The 2,466-nt window shown below is 68.7% G+C and carries 2 protein-coding genes; both read right to left on the bottom strand.

Annotated features, from left to right (window positions below; all coding sequences use genetic code 11):
* Positions 1-33: 33 nt before the first annotated feature.
* Positions 34-858, bottom strand: coding sequence for a class I SAM-dependent methyltransferase (locus tag UK23_RS26380; RefSeq protein ID WP_045314336.1), 825 nt, complete (start codon positions 856-858; stop codon positions 34-36).
* Between the two features lie 40 nt (positions 859-898).
* A partial coding sequence (locus UK23_RS52945; RefSeq protein ID WP_045314337.1) for a WD40 repeat domain-containing protein occupies positions 899-2,466 on the bottom strand: 1,568 nt, incomplete at its 5' end.

Raw genomic sequence — 2,466 nt, forward strand, 5'->3', positions numbered from 1 at the left:
ACGCCCAGGTCAGCGCGACCTGACGAAGTACTACTAGAACTCCGCGCGGAACACCCGCAGGTAGTTGCGGAACCCGGCGAACCTGACCCCGAAGCGGTAGAGCCTGCGCACGCCAGGGTCTGGAACCTGGTCGTACCGCGCCATGATCGCCGCCTCGTCGCGGAACCGGATCCGCGGGTTCCAGCGCTCGACGTCCCTGCCGTCGCGCATCGGCGTCCAGTACGCCGGATAGTCGTAGAACCACCGGCTGAAGTACTTCTTGAGCACCTGGGTCGTCCTGGCGATCCACGGCATGACGCCGTCGAAGATCAGCTCGCCGCCCGGGAACCTGTCCGTGATTCGCCGCAGCAGCTGGCAGACCTCGTCCTCCCGCAGGTACATCAGCAGACCCTCGGCGATCACCAGCACCGGCTTGTCGTCCGGGATCTCGTCGAGCGCACCCGGATCCGTGACCGAGGCGGCGATCATCCGGTAGCGCTCGCCGTCCGCGTACAGCTTGCGCCGCAACGCGATGACGTCGGGCAGGTCGAGGTCGAACCAGCGGACCGTGCCGGGGAGGTCGAGCCGGAACGCCCTGGTGTCGAGCCCGCACGCGAGCTGCAGCACCGTCGCGTCCGGGTGCCGGCTCAGGAAGTCCGCGGCCCACTCGTCGAACTGCCTGGAGCGCAACGCGACCGCGAACCGGTTGCGCATGATCGCCGGCTTGTCGATCTTCCGCCAGTCGAAGTCGATCCGTTCGACGGCGTCAGCGGCGAACCTGTCGCCGAGGATCGGCCGGCTCTCCTTGCTGTCGGCGGCCCTCAGGAAGAGCGTCACGAGCATGGTGGACTGCACGCCGGTGAAGTCGACCTTCGCCATCCGTCACTCCGTTCAGAATTTTCTGAACACAGCGTACGCCCTAGAGGTCGAGGGTGCGGAACGAGTAGCGCGCCACGAGCCGCGCCCATCTCCGGTAGGCGGCGGTGTCGTTGGTGACCCCGGCCGCGTCGATGATCCCGGCGATCTTGGCCTCGAGCCCTTCCCGCCCGCGGGCGCTCCGGTGGCCGGCGAGTGCGGTGAACGACGGCGGCAGCGGACGGCCGCCGAGGAGGTCCCGCATCAGCCCGGTCGCCTCCTCCGGCTCGCCCAGCAGGACGCTGAGCAGGAGCAGCACCGGCCTGTGCCCGGTTTCGCGCAGTTCGGCCAGGTCGGCCTCGGACAGCGCGGCCCGCAGCAGCCGATAGGTGTTGATGAGGCGTTTCGCCGATCGGGGTGTCTCGATGAACGGGCGCACCGCGATGATCATCGAGCGTTCGGCCTCGGTGAGCCGCAGCGCGCTCGCGGAGAGGTCGTACGCGGGCTTGCGGCCGTGGATGACCCAGGTCCTGATCCGGCCGTCGGCGTCGCCGGTGGCGAGCCTGTCGCCGTCGGGGGAGAAGGCGATGGCGGTGATCTCACCTTCGGCCTGGACCTCGGCGCGCACCGCGCCGGTTCCGCAGTCCCAGATCAACACCTTGCTGTGGTCCGAGAACGCGATGAGGTCGTGCGGACCGAACTCCACGAACGTCGCCGCGGGAGCGAGTGGAATCTCGGTGGTGTTGCCGGGATCGGTCAAGTCGCGCAGACGGAGTCCGGATTTGATGTCGTACAACGCGAGCCAGCGTTCGGAAGGGTCGATCCACGCGTTGGCCGGCAGTCCGAGCGCCGCCCGGATGCCGGTGCTCTCGTTCCGGGCCACAGCATCGGATCCATCCGTCCGTTCCACGGTCCAGGAGCCGGACAGCGCGAGCGGTGTCACGTCGGCGGCCAGCCGGGTCTCGGTGCCGTCCGCCAGATCCTTCGCGTACCAGGCCGGAGGTTCGGTCTGCAGGAACACCCTGTCGGACTGCGGTGAGGCGACCGCCCGCACCACCCGGCTGTTGCCCGCCTTGATCGGGCGCGGTTCAGCAGCCGACGGGTCGACGAGCACCGCGCCGGAGGTTCCGATCACGAGCAGCCTGTCGTCGGACACGGGAACCGCGCGCGTCACCTTCCCGTCCACGAGCACGATCCTGTCTTCGCGCGGGTCGCTGCCGATCATGGATCTGCGCACGAGCACGCCGGTCGAGTCGACGGACTCCAGCATCGTCGAGGCCGGGACGAAGCGCAGGTGCAGGATCTGCCCGCGGTCGCGGTAGGACCTGATCTCCTTGGCGGCCAATGGCGGGGGACGGCCCTCGGCCTGTTGCGGAGTCTCCGCCGGAGTGGTCTGGGCAGGCACGACGTCAGAGGAGCCGGCGGCCTGTGCGACCTCAGCCGGTGGCACCCGGGTCGGCGGAGTGCGGGACTCCTGTTCGATCAGGCCGATGTTGGCGCTGATCAGGTCCGCGTAGCCCTCAGGTGACATCGGGCGCAGGCACTGGGTGATCTGGAAGATCTTCTCGAGGTAGTTCTGCGGAGTGGACGCCGTGCGCGGATCGTCGCCACCGTTCTCCCGCAGGAACGTGT

Origin of the sequence: Lentzea aerocolonigenes, from assembly GCF_000955955.1 — a bacterium.
Lineage (GTDB): Bacteria > Actinomycetota > Actinomycetes > Mycobacteriales > Pseudonocardiaceae > Lentzea > Lentzea aerocolonigenes_A.